The organism is 'Chrysanthemum coronarium' phytoplasma, from assembly GCF_000744065.1.
GTDB classification, from domain to species: domain Bacteria; phylum Bacillota_I; class Bacilli_A; order Acholeplasmatales; family Acholeplasmataceae; genus Phytoplasma; species Phytoplasma asteris.
In genome coordinates this window covers 1-1,191 of record NZ_BBIY01000113.1, presented here as the reverse complement: position 1 = coordinate 1,191, position 1,191 = coordinate 1, and the positions used below count along the sequence as shown (strand labels likewise).

The window sequence follows — 1,191 nt, the reverse complement described above, 5'->3', positions numbered from 1 at the left end:
CCCTGCAGGAATATTAAAGGTAGCTGATTGCTTAACTTTTTGACGTTTTTGTCCATGACAAGCATAACATTTATTTTTAATTTCTTGTCCTTTACCACTACAATTAGGACAAACTTGACGAGAACGAATATTACCTAAAAAAGTTCTTTGCTCAGTAATAATTTGTCCATTTCCGCCACAACGTTTACAAGTAATAACATCTTGATTGGAAACTGCTCCTTTACCATGACAAACTCTACAATCAGCTTCTACAGTAATTTCAATAGTTTTGTTAGCTCCTAAAACAGCATCCATAAAACTTATAGTCATTTCTACTTTTTTATCATAAGAAGGTTTTTTAGTTTGTTGATTACCAAAAATATCTCCAAAGGAACTAAAAAAAGAATCCCCAAAAGAATCAAAACCATCAAAACCACCACCACCAAAGCCAGAAAAACCGTTATCAGAAGCATCACCAAAACGATCATAATTACTTTTTTTAGAAGCATCTCCTAAAACACTATAAGCTTCTTGAACTTCTTTAAATTTGTTCTCGGCGTTAGCTTCTTTGGAAATATCAGGATGATATTTTTTAGCAAGACTACGATAAGCTTTTTTGATGTCCTCAGGACTTGCGTCTTTATCTAGACCCAAAATATGATAATAATCTTTTTTTGTCATTGTAGCTAACTTCTCCTAATAATAAAACTAAGGGGTCTTTTCCTTTGATTTCATTATTCTTTATAGTTTGTTTTTTGTGGTTGTTTTTGTATTTGTATATTTTTTTGTATATTTTTTGTTTGTTTTTGTTTAGTTTTGTTTTTATTGTTGATTATTTTTTTTCTTCAAAATCAGCGTCTACTACTTCGTCTTGAGGTTTTTCATTTTTAGCAGTAGTGTTTTCTTGCGTACCTTTTTCTTGTGCTTGTTTTTCTTGAGCTTTTTGGTAAGCTTTCATTGCAATTCCTTGAGATTCTTTAGTAAGACTTGCAGTTTTTTCTTTAATTAAAGCAGTATCGTCTCCTTTTAGAGCTTCTTCTAATTCTTTAATTTGAGTCTCAACTTTGTCTTTTTCTTCTGGTGTAACGTCAGCTTTTAGATCTTCTAAAGATTTTTTAGTGTGGAAAATCATATTTTCTGCTTCATTACGCGCATCAATACTTTCTTTTTTCACACGATCTACCTCAGCATTTTCTTCAGCTTCTCTAATCA

General features: G+C 31.3%; 2 protein-coding genes. Both read right to left on the bottom strand.

All coding sequences use genetic code 11. The features are described from left to right. Positions 1–660 (bottom strand): DnaJ domain-containing protein (locus tag OYV_RS03975; protein WP_042068410.1); only part of this gene is annotated, 660 nt, incomplete at its 3' end. A 151-nt stretch (positions 661–811) separates the two neighbouring features. Continuing rightward, positions 812–1,191, bottom strand: a 380-nt coding sequence (locus OYV_RS03970; RefSeq protein ID WP_042068409.1) for an Hsp70 family protein, incomplete at its 5' end; no start/stop codon positions are given.